Here is a 14,869-nt window from a genome sequence, read left to right on the forward strand (position 1 = left end):
TTGGTGTGTAGCAACTTTAATTGTATGTGAGTTATTTACTTTATGCTCATTTTTTTGTGCAAAAAAATGTTGAGGTAAACATGCTCTTGCGTGCTTACCCCAACATTTATTATAGAACCTTTTTTATTGGCTTTTCTTAATTTTAATATTTTTGAAGTAATTTAGCTAAAAGCCACAGCTAATTGTCATAAGAATACAAGGAGAATAGCAGGAGTTCGTGGGGTTTTGGAGAATTACTTTACTTATGCGGTAGGAGGGATTCTGCATGGCCGGGAAAGAAGAATGGTGGCAATTTTTGTCCTATGCAAGTTCGCTAGGGCTGCAAATGGCTGCTTGTGTAGCTGTTGGCGTTCTTGGCGGCAGGCTGTGGGACAGCTGGTTGGACACAGCGCCGTGGGGGACTGTGTTTGGTATTGTTCTGGGCTTTTTAGCCGGCATGTGGTCTATTTACCGTAAGATTGTCAACAGACAGGAGTGAGGCATGGAGACGTTTTTTTCCATTCGACGCACCTTGACCGGTCTGTTTGTCTGGGGAACGTGCTTTACGGCGTTAACTTGGGCTGCTGGCGCGGAAGATTGGGCCAGGGGATTTTTACTGGGCTGGCTTGGAAGTCTGGTGTACTATTTGTTGTTGTGCCGCCGGGTGCAAAAAGCAGTAGATTTGCCGGTGGCGCAGGCGGTGCGCTCCATGCGTGTCGGCTGGCTGGTCCGTTTGATTTTTTTAGTGTTATTATTGCTGCTTTCGCTAAAGGTGCAGGGCGTTTCTTTTTGGGCTTCCGTCGTGGGGCTGTTTTCCTTGCAGGGAGTGCTGTTTCTTTTTTTTGTGTTCTTTGCGGTGAAACGGGGTTTGTAGATGCCTGTGCCCAGGGGAGAGTATTCGAAAACAATTGAGGTGTTTGTAACGCTGCGCCGGAGTGGCGCAAAAGAAAGGAGGGAATACAATGGAACATGGCGGCGGCGCCCATGAGATTGGCGTGCATCAACTGGGAAGTTTCTTGGGGATGACCGTGAATATTGATACGCTGTATATGACTTGGCTGACCATGGGCCTAGTGTTGCTTTTGGCAGTTGCGGCGACGCGCAGTCTGGCACTGGTGCCAAGAGGCTGGCAGAATGTGTTGGAGTTGGTTATTACAGCGCTTCTAGAACAGATTGAAGCCAATATGGGCCCAAGAGGGAAAAAGTTGGCTCCTTTGCTGATTTCACTTTTTCTTTTTATTTTGGTGTCAAACTGGCTGGGGTTGATTCCGGGGTTTACTTCGCCTACGAGTGATCTCAATACCACCTTGGGGTTGGCATTGATGATCATTGCTCTAGTACATGTCCTCGGTGTGATGAATCGGGGCCTAGGCTATTTTAAGCATTTCTTCGAACCGTATATTCCTTTTGTGATTATCAATGTTATCGAGGAATTGGCGAAGCCGATTACGCTTTCTTTCCGTCTATTTGGGAATATTCTTGCCGGTGAAGTGTTAATCATCATCTTGGGTCTGCTGGCTCCGTATGTTGTGCCGACGGCGTGGTTAGCCTTCAGCGTCTTCGTAGGCGCGGTTCAGGCGTTCATTTTTACCATGTTGTCCATGTCATACCTAGCTAATTCGATCAGCAATGATCATTAAAAATCGAAACAAGAATTGATTTTGAGAGGAGAGTTTTGAATATGGAACATGCAATTATGGTAGCGGGGGCATTTATTGGTGCAGGTTTGGCCATCGGTCTAGGCGCGGTAGGCGCCGGTATTGGTGACGGTTCGGTTACAGCGAAAGCGGTAGAGGGGATTGCCCGGCAGCCGGAAGCAAAGAACACGATTTTGATCAATATGCTGATTTCGGTAGGCTTGATCGAATCGATTCCGATCATTGCGGCGGTTATTGCTATTGTTTTACTGTACGCAAACCCCTTCTTGAAGTAATCTCGGCCTGTTGTTCAAAAAAACAAAACCGTTGTGGCCGCTTAGCGGCGCACGGAGTCATTTTGCAGATAGGAGGTGCCGGGATTGATTGATTTGAACGCGACGCTGCTGATTCAGATTTTCAATTTTCTGCTGTTAGTAGCTTTGTTGACAAAATTTGCTTACAAGCCGCTCATGTCCATGTTGGCGGAACGGGAGCAGCGCATTGCGGGCAGCTTGGAAGCGGCCGAGCAAGAGCGACAGGAAGCAGCTAAGCTGAAAGAAGAATATTTGAAAGAGCTGGCGGCTGCCAGAAATCAGGCCCAGCAGATTGTGGAAAAAGCCAACCGCTTGGCAGAGCAGAATAAGGAAGACCTTTTGCAAGCGGCTAAGGAAGAACATGCTCGTTTGCTTAAGGCGACGCAAGAAGAGCTGGCTCGGGAACGAGAAAAAGCATTGCAAGACCTGCGCAGTGAAGTAGTGGCTCTTTCGGTGGCGGCAGCAGGGAAAATTCTTTCCCAGAACCTGGATGCTGCGGCACACGCGCAGTTGGTAGATGATTTTATTGAGAAGCTGGAGCATGAAAAAACAGGTGGTTTGCCATGCTGAACGTGAGGCTGGCTCAAAAGTATGCTCAAGCACTGTATGAATTGGCACAGGAGCAGCAATGTTTGCCTCGCGTTCTGCAAGAGTTAGAGGCAGTTGCTGACAGTGTGCAAACCCAGAAAGAACTTTCAGTCTTTCTTTTTCATCCTCGCGTGGATGGAGCAGTCAAAAAAGAAACGCTGCAGCAGATTTTTGGTGAAGTCAGTGAACTGGTGCATAAGTTTCTCTGCCTGCTCATCGATAAACGCCGGGAAGCGTTGCTGCCTGCCTTAGTGACGGAATTTCGCGCTTTAGCGCATGCAGCGCAGAATATGGTAGAAGCAGATGTCGTAACGGCAATTCCCTTGCAAGAACGGCAAAAAGAAGCGTTAGCGGCGAGGCTGGGCGCGATGACAGGTAAAACAGTATTGCTTCGTCAGCGCCAAGATGCGTCGCTGATTGGCGGAGCAATGGTGTATATTGGCGGCAAGCGCATTGACGGCAGCGTGAAAGGACAATTGGAACGTCTGAAGCGCAACCTGGCAAGCCAGGACGCGATGAAGAGTGGGGTGAGTGAACGGTTATGAAAATGAGACCCGAAGAAATAACATCCATTATTAAACAACAGATTGAGCGGTACCAAGTCGATCTGAATGTAGATGACGTTGGCACCGTTATTGAAGTCGGCGACGGCATTGCCCGCATTCATGGCCTTAATCAGGCTATGGCTGGAGAACTGCTGGAATTCCCGCATGATGTGCAGGGGATGGTCTTGAATCTGGAAGAAGACAATGTAGGGGCCGTGCTTCTTGGCGGCGAAGCTACCATTAAAGAAGGCGACACGGTGCGACGGACCGGACGTATTATGGAAGTTCCTGTCGGGGAATGCATGATAGGCCGCGTCGTAAACGCCTTAGGTCATGCTATTGACGGCAAAGGTGAGATTCAGGCGACGGAGTTTCGACCTGTTGAACACAAGGCGCCTGGCATTGCCGACAGGCAGTCGGTCAAAGAACCGCTGCAGACTGGGATCAAGGCTATTGACTCCATGGTTCCTATCGGACGCGGCCAGCGTGAGCTGATCATCGGCGATCGGGGAACCGGTAAAACGGCGATTGCCATTGATACCATTTTGAATCAAAAAGGCCAAGGCGTTATTTGCATCTATGTAGCTATAGGACAAAAATCATCCACGGTGGCTCGTGTAGTGCGGACCTTGGAAGAAAACGGCGCCATGGAGTATACGATTGTGGTTGTAGCGGCTGCGGCAGACAGCGCGCCTCTTCAATACTTAGCTCCGTATTCCGGTGTGGCCATGGGCGAATATTTTATGGAAAAAGGCGGACATGTGTTGTGCGTCTATGACGATTTGTCCAAGCAGGCGCAAGCCTACCGGGCTATGTCGCTGTTATTGCGGCGTCCCCCAGGACGTGAAGCGTATCCAGGAGATGTTTTCTATTTGCATTCTCGCTTGTTGGAGCGGGCGGCGAAAGTATCGGACGAATTGGGCGGCGGTTCCATTACGGCTCTGCCGATTATCGAGACGTTGGCAGGCGACTTGTCCGCCTATATCCCGACAAACGTTATTTCCATTACAGATGGACAGATCTTCCTAGAAAGCGAACTGTTTTATTCCGGTGTGCGCCCGGCCATTAACGCAGGCCTGTCTGTGTCCCGCGTAGGCGGGTCGGCGCAGATCAAGGCGATGAAACAAGTGGCTGGCAGTTTGCGCTTGGATTTGGCGCAATACCGTGAACTGGCTGCCTTTGCCCAGTTTGGGTCGGATTTGGATAAGGCGACCAAGGCGGTTCTGGATCGCGGCCAACGGACGATGGAAATGCTTAAGCAGCCGCAGTACTCGCCTATGCCGGTAGAAGAACAGGTTATGGCGATTTATGTTGTTATCAACGGTTTTGTGGATGACGTCGCGGTAGAAAATGTGATTGCTTTTGAAGAAGACTTCCTGAAGTTCATGCGCACGAACTACGCGGAAGTGGGCAAAGCCATCATCGAAAAGAAAATGCTGGACAAGGATACCGAGGCGGCCTTGCAAAAAGCCATCAAGGATTTCAAGGACACGTTTGACCCTGGGGCGAGGTGAGTAGGGTATGGCTAGTACACAAGACATTCGGCGCAGAATAAAAAGCGTACGGAGCATCGAACAAATCACCAAAGCCATGAAGATGGTGGCGGCGGCGCGGTTGCGCAAAGCCCAGGAACGGGCGTACGCTAGTCAGCCTTTTACGGAAAAGATTCTAGAAGTGCTTGGCACGGTAGCGAACAGCCGCCTGGATGTAACGCATCCGTTGCTGGCGAAGCGGGAAATTAAAAAGACGGCCTATCTTATCCTTAGCGCTGATAAAGGTTTGGCAGGCGCCTATTCGTCCAATTTGATGAAAGAGGCGCTGGCGGCCATGGAAGGAAAGCCTAAAGAAGAGATTGCCATAATTGCCGTAGGCCGCAAGGCTAAAGAATATTTTTCTCGCAGAAGCTATCAGATTGAACGGGAATATCTCGGGTTTTCCGAGCGTCCTACGTATGAGCACGCAACACGCATTGCAGCAGAGGTTTCGGCAGATTTTACCGCCGGACTTTATGATGAAGTATATTTGGTGTATACGTATTTTCGCTCGCCCATCAATCAACACCCGACACATTTGAAGTTGCTGCCGGCCCAGGCGCCGCAGGCGGCGGAAGAGGCGGCGCGGGACTTTATCTTTGAACCTTCGGCGGAATCCGTGCTGACAGTGCTTTTGCCTCGTTATCTGGAAACAGTCATTTATGGTGGGCTGATGCAGGCTGCTGCTAGCGAATTGGGGTCCAGAATGACGGCTATGGGTTCAGCCACAGATAATGCGGAAGAGCTCATTCATAAACTGGTACTTAACTACAACAAGGTGCGTCAGGCTACGATTACCCGTGAAATCAGTGAAATTGTTGGCGGAGCGGAAGCGCTGAAGTAGCACGATGTTAAAAGGAGGGGAACTGACCCCGTGAATAGAGGAAATGTCATTCAAGTCATCGGCCCTGTGGTGGATATTGAATTTCCCCCGGGACAACTGCCGAATATTTTCAATGCGATTCATATCGACGGCAAAAGCGGTAGCGTCGATATTCACTTGACCGTAGAAGTCATGCAGCATTTGGGCGATAATCTGGTCCGGTGCGTAGCCATGTCTTCTACAGATGGTCTGACTCGTGGCATGCAGGCGACCGACACAGGCAGCCCGATTTTGGTGCCTGTAGGCGAAGCTACGCTGGGGCGGGTTTTCAATGTATTGGGCGAGACGGTGGACAACAATCCTGAAGAGGTTAAAGCAGCGGATCATTGGCCGATTCATCGTCCGGCGCCATCGTTTGAAGAGCAGGAAACTTCAACGCAGATTCTGGAAACTGGCATTAAAGTTGTCGATTTGATTGCTCCTTATTCCCGCGGCGGCAAGATTGGTCTGTTCGGCGGCGCTGGCGTGGGCAAGACGGTATTGATCATGGAACTCATTCGCAACATCGCTACTGAGCATGGCGGTTATTCTGTTTTTGCCGGCGTGGGCGAACGGACGCGTGAGGGCAATGATTTGTGGATGGAAATGCGTGAGTCCGGCGTTATTGAAAAAACAGCGTTGGTTTACGGACAGATGAACGAACCGCCGGGAGCGCGTATGCGCGTTGGCTTGACCGGTTTAACTATGGCGGAGTATTTCCGTGATGTTGGCGGCCAGAACGTGCTGCTTTTCGTTGATAATATTTTCCGCTTTATCCAGGCGGGTTCGGAAGTATCCGCCCTTTTGGGACGCATGCCTTCGGCCGTTGGTTACCAGCCTACGTTGGCCAATGATGTCGGGGCTTTGCAGGAACGTATTACATCGACCAAGAAAGGGTCTATTACGTCCGTGCAGGCTGTATATGTGCCTGCGGATGATTTGACAGACCCGGCGCCGGCGGCTACTTTCGCTCATTTGGATGCGACGACGGTGTTGTCGCGGCAAATTGCCGAGCTTGGCATTTATCCGGCAGTGGATCCTCTTGACTCGACATCGCGTATCGTCGATCCTCATATTATCGGCGAGGAGCATTACCAAGTGGCCCGCGGCGTGCAGGAGATTCTGCAGCGGTATAAAGAGCTTCAGGACATCATCGCCATTTTGGGGATGGAAGAATTGTCGGAAGATGATAAGCTGATTGTTTCCAGGGCTCGGAAAATCCAGCGTTTCCTCAGCCAGCCGTTCTTTGTGGCAGAGACTTTCACTGGGTCTCCGGGGAAATATGTACCTCTCAAAGAAACGATTCGCGGCTTTAAGGAGATCCTCAGCGGCAAGTATGACGAGTTGCCGGAAGGAGCTTTCTACATGGTAGGCACCATTGAAGAAGTGGTGGAAAAAGCCAAGAAGATGAAAGGGGAGTAACTCCATGGCGAAAACCATCCGCCTGGAAGTGGTCAGCCCCGAACGCCTGGTCTTTCAGGAAGATGTAAAGATGGTCATTGCTCGGACGACCGGCGGTGACATCGGTGTGCTTCCTGGCCATGCGCCGCTATTAGCCGGGCTCGAAATCTGGCCAGTACGCGTGATGCGCGAGAGCGGTGAGTTTGCCATTGCTGTTTGCGGCGGTATTATCGAAGTACTGCCTGAGCGTATTACGCTTCTGGCGCAGTGTGCGGAACTGCCGGAAGAAATTGATTTGGAACGGGCGGAAGCGGCTAAAGAACGGGCTGTCTGCCGAATCCGGGAAACCGGCGCCGATATCGATCATATGCGTGCTGAATTGGCTCTGAAACGGGCTATTATGCGCATTCGTACAGTACAGCAGAAATTATAACCTATAATCCACAAAAAGGACTGCGGCTTTATCAGCTGCAGTCCTTTTGCGTTTAATTGAACCTCGCAACCCTCACTTTACTCACTCTACTCCTGTTGATATTCCGTACCCTCCTGCGTGCCCTCCCGCGACTCTGGTTCTCCTGTTCAATCCTCGCTCCAATATTCTCTCTGCTTCCTCTGGCCTTTCTCTGTTCCTCTGTGTACCGTTCCCATCTTCTTTCTTTTGTTCTATAAAACCCAACTTTTTTCTAACAGATGTACCAGAACGCTTGCGGAGTAGGAAAGGAGGATGGTAAACTATAGGATAGTCAGAAATAGAACGCACTACCATGAAAATAAAGAATGCGCAGGCATTCCTGCTGGAGGAAAAAATGGAGAAACTGGTCATTCGCGGTGGCAATTCCTTGCGGGGCACAGTAAAGGTAAGCGGAGCAAAAAATGCAGTGCTGCCCTTGATTGCAGCTACCCTTTTAGGACAAACGCCGAGTGTTATTGAAGAAGTGCCAAACTTAGAGGATGTGCGGACCTTTGCATTGGTGTTGGAACGGTTAGGCGTTCCCGCGCATCGTGATGCAGAGGGACGGCTGGCAGTAGACAGTACGGTCATAGGAAATCATGATGCGCCGTATGAATTGGTGCGCAAGATGCGGGCGTCTTTTTTGATTATGGGACCGCTTTTAGCTCGCTTGGGCAAAGCTCGTATTTCATTGCCTGGCGGCTGCGCTATTGGCACGCGTCCGATCGATTTGCATTTAAAGGGGTTTGAAGCGCTGGGGGCGCAAGTGGAAATCGGACACGGTTATGTAGAAGCTACAGCACCTCATGGTTTGAAAGGTGCTAGAATTTACTTGGATTTTCCGAGTGTAGGTGCGACAGAAAATATTCTAATGGCTGCGTGTATGGCGGAAGGGCAGACCATTTTAGAAAATCCGGCGCATGAGCCGGAAATTATCGACTTGGCCAACTATTTGAACATGATGGGCGCTAAGATTCGCGGTGCTGGAACGAATGTGATCAAAATTGAAGGAGTTCCGGCCTTGAAGGGGTGTACCTATACGGTAATCCCGGATCGTATTGAGGCGGGGACCTATATGGTAGCGGCTGCTATGACCGGTGGCGATGTGTATGTAGAAGGCGCGTTAACAGAGCATTTGAAACCAGTTGTGGCGAAACTGAAAGAAGCCGGCGTTGGTATTGAGGAAGATGTAAACGGAATTCGTGTTTTCAGTCAGGGGCGTGTAAAGGCTGTGGATGTAAAAACGTTGCCATACCCTGGCTTTCCTACGGATATGCAGGCGCAGTTCATGGCGCTGTTGACAGTGGCGGAAGGCACCGGCATGATTACCGAGACGGTTTTTGAAAATCGTTTTATGCATGTGGACGAATTGAAGCGGATGGGCGCTAATATTAAAATTGAGGGTCGTAGCGCCATTGTGGAAGGAACGCCTTGCTTGACGGGCTGCCCGGTTAAAGCGACCGATTTGCGCGCTGGCGCAGCCTTGGTGTTGGCGGGTCTGGTGGCGGACGGACAGACAGAAGTAGGCTACCTCCATCACATTGACCGCGGTTACGAGGATTTGGTAGGCAAGCTGCGCAGCCTGGGAGCGCAGATTGACCGCGTGCCTTCGTGAGTTAGAAGCTTAAAAACAGAGTAACCGAGTGACCAGAGGGGGCAGAGAGTAAAAGTCTCTAGTGAAGCTTTGGGCGCTTTGTTACTCTTATTCCATCATGGGGGCTAAATAGGTATAAACGGCGGCATAACTGTATTTGAGACAAGATTTCCGCGCGACTCGCAAAAATAGGATTCGACGGCAGTTCCGCGAACTCGCTGGCGCTCAGACATACGGAACTTTTCTCCGTCGCCTCCTGTTTTTGCGTCCTGCGGACCGTCTTGCTCCAAAAAAGTCTCAAATACAGTCACGGCCACCGTAGCCTCAATCATTCCCTTATATTATTTCTCTGTCTTTTCTCTGTTACTCTGAGTTGCGTTCTCTTATAGCGGTTTTCTTATCCTGAAAGCAGGATTTTTCCAAGTTTTGTGGAACAGATTTATTTTAGTGTGTGCCTATTGAAAGGAGTATATCTATGTTTTTTGGAATGTCTACCGATATCGGTGTTGATTTGGGAACAGCCAATGTGCTGGTATATGTAAAAGGAAAAGGAATTGTGCTGCGGGAGCCTTCCGTAGTAGCTATTGATAAGGACAGCAACCGGGTTTTGGCGATCGGCGAAGAAGCGCGCCGCATGCTGGGCCGTACGCCTGGAAATATTGTCGCTATCCGTCCTTTGCGGGAAGGCGTCATTGCCGATTATGACACGACCGAGAGCATGCTGCGTCATTTTATCCGTAAAGTAGCAGGCAAAAGCCTTTTTTTTAAACCGCGCATTATGGTTTGCATTCCTTCTGGTGTGACAACTGTGGAAAAACGTGCGGTATTGGAAGCGGCTATGCAGGCGGGGGCGAGAAAGACCTATCTGATTGAAGAACCCTTAGCGGCCGCTCTTGGAGCAGGTCTTGATATTGCTGAACCCTGTGGCGCCATGGTGGTGGATATTGGCGGCGGTACCACTGATGTGGCGGTTTTGAGCTTGGGCGGTATTGTTGTAAGCGAATCGTTGCGCATTGGCGGCGACCGTTTTGATGAGTCGCTGGTGAGCTTCGTGAAAAAAGAATATAAGATTATGATCGGCGAGCGTACCGCCGAAGAAATGAAAGTGCAGATTGGTACTGCATTTCCTAATAGCCGCAACGAGACTATGGAAGTACGCGGGCGGGATTTATTGTCTGGCCTGCCGAAAACGGTTCGGATTACCTCTGAGGAAACAAGAGAAGCCCTGGCGGAGCCGGTGGCGTTGATCGTACAGTGCGTGAAGTCGGTGCTGGAGAATACGCCGCCTGAGTTGGCTTCGGATATTATGGATCGGGGTATTGTCATGACTGGCGGTGGTTCCCTTTTACACGGCTTAGACCGCTTGATTCAAGAAGAAACCGGCATCCCCACGTATCTGGCGGAAGATCCGCTGTCTTGCGTGGCTTTGGGTACTGGGAAAGCGCTGGAGTCCTTGGAAAACTTAGAAGAGAGTCTGCTGACGTTAAATAAAAACAGCGTGCTACAGGAACGATGAGCTAAAACAGGACTAATGGTCTGCCGAAGAAGCCACTATTCTCCCTGATGAAAAGAAAATAGTTTCACGATATACATGGAGACGTAAAGTTTCATGATTAAAGGAGAGACGGTATGATTCGAGGGATCTATGCGGCAGCATCCGGTATGATTGCGGAAGGGCTGCGTACAGATGTTACGGCGAATAACTTGGCTAATGTCAATACGACAGGCTTTAAAAAAGAAATTGCCGTCAATAAGGATTTTGAAAAAATGCTCTTATGGCGCATTAACGATGGACTGGAGACGCCGCAAATCGGCTCTGTCGGCGCTGGAGCCGCAGTAGATCAGATTGTGACGGATCATAGCCAAGGCAGCACTCGCAGCACCCAGGGGTCGCTGGATGTAGCTATCGCAGGGGACGGCTTTTTTGTCGTTCAGACGCCGCAGGGGCAGCGGTACACGCGAGCGGGCTCTTTTGAGATTGGCTCGAACAATCAATTAGTAACGAAGGAAGGCCAGGCCGTATTGGGAACCAATGGTCAGCCGATCACCATTGAAGGCCCCGGAGGTGCCAGCCGTATCAATATTACCAGTGACGGCATAGTGGAGTTGAATCCTATCGAAGCTGGCGGTGTTCCGACAGAAGCAGGGCGGTTGCAGGTGGTTTCCTTTGCGGATTTGAAGCGGTTGACTAAAGAAGGACAAAACCTTTTTGCGGCTCCCGGCGGTGACCGGCCGCAACCGGTTGCGACGCCAAATTTGCAGCAGGGCTATTTGGAAATGTCTAACGTCAATGCCGTGCAGGAAATGGTGAATTTGATTACTGGCTATCGAGCTTATGAAATTGATTCCAAAGCCGTACAAGCGGAGGATTCTTTGTTAGATAAAGCGGTCAATGAAGTTGGCCGGTCGTAAAGAAGGAGGAACACGCGTATGATGAGGGCACTTTGGACGGCAGGTACGGGCATGCGGGCCCAACAAAGCAATTTGGATGTAATCTCCAATAACTTGGCAAACGTGAACACCACTGGCTTTAAACGTCAACGGGCGGAGTTTGAGGATCTAATGTATCAAACCGAGCGTCAGCCGGGCATGACCAGCAGCGGGAATAATAACATGCTGCCTACTGGCGTTCAACTCGGTCATGGCGTGCGCTTAACAGCGACGGCGCGCGATTTCTCCCAGGGGAATTTCCAATCTACAAGCAATGCCATGGACATGGTTATCGAGGGCGATGGCTTTTTTCAAATCACTATGCCGGACGGTACTTTGGCGTATACCCGTAATGGCGCGTTTAAACCGGACGGCAACGGCAATGTGGTGACCTCTGAAGGATATTTGCTGGAGCCTGCCATTCAAGTACCTGAAGGTTCCACTGATTTTGGCGTGTCTCGCGATGGCATTGTAACAATTACGCCGGCTGGCCAAACAACACCGCAGGAAATTGGTCAAATTACCATTGCCCGTTTTATCAATAATGCGGGTTTGAAGAGCATCGGCAAAAATCTCTATACGGAAACCGTTGCCTCTGGTGCACCGGTAGTAGGAAATCCAGGAGACAATAATTCCGGTACGATTGTTACCAACTTTGTGGAGATGTCCAATGTTCAGGTTGTGGATGAAATGGTGAACATGATTGTGGCGCAGCGTGCTTATGAGATGAATTCGAAAGCCGTGACCACTGCCGACTCCATGCTGGAAGTGGCTGCAGGCTTGAAGCGTTAGGGTAACAAGGCTATGAAACGCCTCGCAAAATGGTTTTTGGCAGGAGTTATATTTCTCCTGCCTTTTTGGACAACCGTAGAAGCTCGTATGCTTGAAGCGAGTGAAGTGGCCAACGTAGCTGTGGGCGAAGTGTATCGCCAAGCGGATGTACAGCCGGGCGATGATCGTGTACAGGTACGAGTGATTTCTTTGCCGGAACGTTTGGAAGTGCCTGAAGGCGAAGTGAAATTGCAGGTGGATTTGCTCTATGGTCTGCGCTACAATGCGCCAACTGTGGCGCGGGTGGTGGTCATGCAGGATACGCAAAAAGTGGCGCAGGCTATTTTGCGTTTGGACGTGCGGCGGTATCAAGAGGTTGTAGTGGCATCGCGTATGTTACCGGGAAAAACCTTGCTGCAGCTGGGGGACTTGAAGAAATTGCGTCTGGAAACGGGGCGCTTGCCGGACGGCTTTTTAGTAGATCCGGTTAAAGCCATAGGGATGCAGTTGCAACGGCCCTTGCGGAGCGGGGATATACTTATGGAGTCAATGTTATTGCAGCCAATTATCATGCGGCGCGGGGCGGCTGTAACCCTTCAGGTGAGGCAGGGAGAGATGCTTGTCAGCGTTGCTGGAGAGGCTCTGCAGGATGGCAGTGTTGGGCAGCGGATACGTGTGAAAAACTTGTTGTCGAAGCGAATTGTGACAGCCAAAGTGATTGACGAGGCTACAGTGGAAGTAACTGCATCCAGGAGGTGAGGCAATGCTGAAGAACAAGAAGTGGATGCCGATGATCGCAGGCTTAGTACTGACTTTTTTGTTGGTTCCCGCAGTCCATGCGGAGTCGTTGTGGAATGATCGCTCCATGTTTGCCGATAGAAGAGCACAAGCGGTGGGGGATATTTTGACGATTGTGATTAGCGAAAATTTTAGCGCCACGCGTTCAGGCTCTACTTCGAATGGCAAGAAAAGCAATGGTGAAGCTAGTGCGGGAGTGGGCAGCTTCTTAGGCTGGCTTACGGAGCACAGTTATGATATGAAAGACAGTTTTTCTTCGTCCGGCAACGTGAAAAATACCAATGCAGTGAGCGCTCGCATGACGGCGACGGTGACGGCAGTGCAGCCGAATGGCAACTTGGTCATCAAAGGAACGCAGTCGATTAAGCAAAATAATGATGAACAGATCATCAGTTTGGTAGGGACCATTCGGCCTGATGATATTACAACAGCTAATACCGTTGCTTCGTCGGCCATGGCGGATGCGCAGATTTTCGTGAACGGCAAAGGGCCGCTTGCGCAGAAGCAGAAACAAGGTATTTTGAGTTCCATATTTGATTTCCTGTTTTGAGTTCGATATAGGGGGAACCTTAATGAGACGATTAACGGCTCTGCTGCTTTGCTTTTGTTTTCTATGCTCTCTCGTGCCGGCAGTGAGCGAGGCAGCCTGGGGAGGCAGCGCGGCGACGCGGATTAAGGATGTTGCTAAGATCCAAGGCGTGCGTAATAATCAATTGGTAGGGTACGGCTTGGTTGTGGGTTTGGCTGGTACCGGCGATTCGGATAAAATCAGTCAGACCATCCAGTCGATTAAGAATATGTTGATGGGTTTTGGCGTTATGCCTTCTACAACGCAAATGAAACCGAAGAACGTGGCGGCCGTTATGGTGACGGCAACCTTGCCGGCTTTTTCCAAGCCTGGCGATACGATCGACGCAACCATCTCTTCGATGGGCGATGCCAAAAGCTTGCAAGGCGGAGTCCTTTTGCAAACACCTTTGAAGGCGGCCAACGGTCAGGTGTATGCGGCGGCCCAGGGGCCTGTTGCTACAGGCGGTTTTGTGGCTGGAGGCGGTGGTGCCAGCCAACAGAAAAACTTCCCCACTGTCGGCATGACGCCCAATGGCGCCATTGTCGAAAAAGAGGTAGCTTTTAACTTGGGCGGTAATGGCACGCTGACTCTTTCGTTGGCGCAGCCTGACTTTACAACAGCAAGTCGAATTGTAGAGGCTTTGGACGGACGTTTTGGCGCTATTAGCCGGGCTAGAGACGCCGGAAGCATTCAAATTCAGGTACCGGCGTACTATGAACAGGATTTAGTCAGCTTTATTGCGGCGGTAGAGGAATTGCCTATTGTGCCCGATGCGATAGCTAAAGTAGTTATTAACGAGCGCACGGGAACGGTTGTTATGGGCTCTAATATCACTGTTGATGAAGTTGCGGTAGCGCAGGGCGGCTTGAGCATAAAAATTACGAAGAGCGCTGGCGTATCTCAACCGCCGCCATTTTCCGGCGGCAGCACGGTAGTGGTGCCTAATACGAATGTGGATGTAAAAGAAGAAAGTCGCAATATGCTGCTGTTGCCTGCAGCTTCTAGTGTGGGCGACGTGGTGAACGCTTTGAATTCCGTAGGCGCGACCCCTCGGGATGTAATCTCGATCCTGCAGGCCATGAAGGCAGCTGGAGCGCTGCACGCGGATCTTCAGATCATATAGTAGTATTGAACAGGAGTCACGAGAGAATCTGAGGGTACGAATGAGGGCTGCGGAATCCGGTTTTTGAACAGGAGTACGACGGCGCTGGATGCGGCTAGGGTCGGTTGCGCCACGGATGGCATGGCAACCGACGTCTACTGTTTAGAGTGAGGGCACGATTAATAAGGTGTTTTCGTATAATCGGAAACGTTTATTCTCTGCTTTCCTCTGTTTCCTCAGTTACTCTGTGTTACGTAACTTGTTTTTGAAGCCTATTACTTGTCACTAGGAGGC

The 14,869-nt window shown here is 50.5% G+C and carries 17 protein-coding genes; all 17 read left to right on the plus strand.

Annotation, left to right across the window (positions count from 1 at the left end; genetic code table 11):
- Positions 1-265 precede the first annotated feature (265 nt).
- On the plus strand, positions 266-478 hold the full coding sequence (locus PHF27_RS03525) for an AtpZ/AtpI family protein (RefSeq protein WP_300066099.1): 213 nt from the start codon (positions 266-268) through the stop codon (positions 476-478).
- Between the two features lie 3 nt (positions 479-481).
- Positions 482-853: an ATP synthase subunit I gene (locus PHF27_RS03530; RefSeq protein ID WP_300066101.1), complete on the plus strand. Its 372-nt coding sequence runs from the start codon at positions 482-484 to the stop codon at positions 851-853.
- 88 nt (positions 854-941) lie between these two features.
- Positions 942-1,619 carry a F0F1 ATP synthase subunit A gene (gene atpB, locus PHF27_RS03535; RefSeq protein WP_300066104.1) on the plus strand — a complete coding sequence of 226 codons (678 nt, stop codon included), beginning with the start codon at positions 942-944 and terminating at the stop codon, positions 1,617-1,619.
- 41 nt (positions 1,620-1,660) lie between these two features.
- Positions 1,661-1,912, plus strand: coding sequence for a F0F1 ATP synthase subunit C (gene atpE, locus PHF27_RS03540; RefSeq protein WP_018702872.1), 252 nt, complete (start codon positions 1,661-1,663; stop codon positions 1,910-1,912).
- Between the two features lie 75 nt (positions 1,913-1,987).
- Positions 1,988-2,500: a F0F1 ATP synthase subunit B gene (gene atpF, locus PHF27_RS03545; RefSeq protein WP_363320037.1), complete on the plus strand. Its 513-nt coding sequence runs from the start codon at positions 1,988-1,990 to the stop codon at positions 2,498-2,500.
- Positions 2,494-3,063 carry a F0F1 ATP synthase subunit delta gene (locus tag PHF27_RS03550; RefSeq protein WP_300066112.1) on the plus strand — a complete coding sequence of 190 codons (570 nt, stop codon included), beginning with the start codon at positions 2,494-2,496 and terminating at the stop codon, positions 3,061-3,063. The genes atpF and PHF27_RS03550 overlap by 7 nt, the downstream gene beginning before the upstream one ends.
- Positions 3,060-4,577 carry a F0F1 ATP synthase subunit alpha gene (gene atpA, locus PHF27_RS03555; RefSeq protein WP_300066115.1) on the plus strand — a complete coding sequence of 506 codons (1,518 nt, stop codon included), beginning with the start codon at positions 3,060-3,062 and terminating at the stop codon, positions 4,575-4,577. The genes PHF27_RS03550 and atpA overlap by 4 nt, the downstream gene beginning before the upstream one ends.
- Positions 4,578-4,584: 7 nt before the next feature.
- Entirely contained in the window at positions 4,585-5,439 is an 855-nt protein-coding gene (atpG, locus tag PHF27_RS03560; protein ID WP_300066117.1) for an ATP synthase F1 subunit gamma, read from the plus strand.
- Positions 5,440-5,469: 30 nt separating this feature from the next.
- A complete protein-coding gene (atpD, locus tag PHF27_RS03565; protein WP_300066120.1) occupies positions 5,470-6,879 on the plus strand; it encodes a F0F1 ATP synthase subunit beta in 1,410 nt (469 codons plus the stop codon).
- Between the two features lie 4 nt (positions 6,880-6,883).
- The gene (locus PHF27_RS03570) at positions 6,884-7,291 is read left to right on the plus strand and encodes a F0F1 ATP synthase subunit epsilon (protein ID WP_300066122.1); all 408 of its coding nucleotides are present in this window, start codon (positions 6,884-6,886) and stop codon (positions 7,289-7,291) included.
- A 373-nt stretch (positions 7,292-7,664) separates the two neighbouring features.
- Positions 7,665-8,924: a UDP-N-acetylglucosamine 1-carboxyvinyltransferase gene (gene murA, locus PHF27_RS03575; protein ID WP_300066192.1), complete on the plus strand. Its 1,260-nt coding sequence runs from the start codon at positions 7,665-7,667 to the stop codon at positions 8,922-8,924.
- Positions 8,925-9,378: 454 nt separating this feature from the next.
- Positions 9,379-10,419, plus strand: a complete 1,041-nt coding sequence (locus tag PHF27_RS03580) for a rod shape-determining protein (protein ID WP_300066125.1) — start codon at positions 9,379-9,381, stop codon at positions 10,417-10,419.
- A gap of 113 nt (positions 10,420-10,532) precedes the next feature.
- Positions 10,533-11,315 (plus strand): flagellar basal-body rod protein FlgF, encoded by a 783-nt coding sequence (flgF, locus tag PHF27_RS03585; protein ID WP_300066128.1) that lies wholly within the window; start codon positions 10,533-10,535, stop codon positions 11,313-11,315.
- A gap of 18 nt (positions 11,316-11,333) precedes the next feature.
- Complete coding sequence (flgG, locus tag PHF27_RS03590; RefSeq protein ID WP_300066132.1) at positions 11,334-12,125, plus strand: flagellar basal-body rod protein FlgG; 792 nt, start codon at positions 11,334-11,336, stop codon at positions 12,123-12,125.
- An 87-nt stretch (positions 12,126-12,212) separates the two neighbouring features.
- Positions 12,213-12,863 (plus strand): flagellar basal body P-ring formation chaperone FlgA, encoded by a 651-nt coding sequence (gene flgA / locus PHF27_RS03595; RefSeq protein ID WP_300066135.1) that lies wholly within the window; start codon positions 12,213-12,215, stop codon positions 12,861-12,863.
- A gap of 4 nt (positions 12,864-12,867) precedes the next feature.
- Positions 12,868-13,452, plus strand: coding sequence for a flagellar basal body L-ring protein FlgH (locus PHF27_RS03600; RefSeq protein ID WP_300066138.1), 585 nt, complete (start codon positions 12,868-12,870; stop codon positions 13,450-13,452).
- Positions 13,453-13,474: 22 nt separating this feature from the next.
- A complete protein-coding gene (locus PHF27_RS03605) occupies positions 13,475-14,596 on the plus strand; it encodes a flagellar basal body P-ring protein FlgI (protein ID WP_300066140.1) in 1,122 nt (373 codons plus the stop codon).
- The last annotated feature ends 273 nt before the right edge of the window (positions 14,597-14,869 follow it).

Source organism: Anaeromusa sp. (assembly GCF_028691475.1).
GTDB lineage: Bacteria > Bacillota > Negativicutes > Anaeromusales > Anaeromusaceae > Anaeromusa.

Excerpts from the sequence above, each read along its gene's own strand:
- flgG (WP_300066132.1), top strand. The coding sequence starts at position 11,334 with ATGATGAGGGCACTTTGGACGGCAGGTACGGGCATGCGGGCCCAACAA.
- PHF27_RS03550 (WP_300066112.1), top strand. The coding sequence starts at position 2,494 with ATGCTGAACGTGAGGCTGGCTCAAAAGTATGCTCAAGCACTGTATGAA.
- atpE (WP_018702872.1), top strand. The coding sequence starts at position 1,661 with ATGGAACATGCAATTATGGTAGCGGGGGCATTTATTGGTGCAGGTTTG.
- PHF27_RS03570 (WP_300066122.1), top strand. The coding sequence starts at position 6,884 with ATGGCGAAAACCATCCGCCTGGAAGTGGTCAGCCCCGAACGCCTGGTC.
- atpG (WP_300066117.1), top strand. The coding sequence starts at position 4,585 with ATGGCTAGTACACAAGACATTCGGCGCAGAATAAAAAGCGTACGGAGC.
- PHF27_RS03600 (WP_300066138.1), top strand. The coding sequence starts at position 12,868 with ATGCTGAAGAACAAGAAGTGGATGCCGATGATCGCAGGCTTAGTACTG.
- PHF27_RS03525 (WP_300066099.1), top strand. The coding sequence starts at position 266 with ATGGCCGGGAAAGAAGAATGGTGGCAATTTTTGTCCTATGCAAGTTCG.
- murA (WP_300066192.1), top strand. The coding sequence starts at position 7,665 with ATGGAGAAACTGGTCATTCGCGGTGGCAATTCCTTGCGGGGCACAGTA.
- PHF27_RS03605 (WP_300066140.1), top strand. The coding sequence starts at position 13,475 with ATGAGACGATTAACGGCTCTGCTGCTTTGCTTTTGTTTTCTATGCTCT.
- PHF27_RS03580 (WP_300066125.1), top strand. The coding sequence starts at position 9,379 with ATGTTTTTTGGAATGTCTACCGATATCGGTGTTGATTTGGGAACAGCC.
- atpB (WP_300066104.1), top strand. The coding sequence starts at position 942 with ATGGAACATGGCGGCGGCGCCCATGAGATTGGCGTGCATCAACTGGGA.
- PHF27_RS03530 (WP_300066101.1), top strand. The coding sequence starts at position 482 with ATGGAGACGTTTTTTTCCATTCGACGCACCTTGACCGGTCTGTTTGTC.
- atpA (WP_300066115.1), top strand. The coding sequence starts at position 3,060 with ATGAAAATGAGACCCGAAGAAATAACATCCATTATTAAACAACAGATT.
- flgF (WP_300066128.1), top strand. The coding sequence starts at position 10,533 with ATGATTCGAGGGATCTATGCGGCAGCATCCGGTATGATTGCGGAAGGG.
- flgA (WP_300066135.1), top strand. The coding sequence starts at position 12,213 with ATGCTTGAAGCGAGTGAAGTGGCCAACGTAGCTGTGGGCGAAGTGTAT.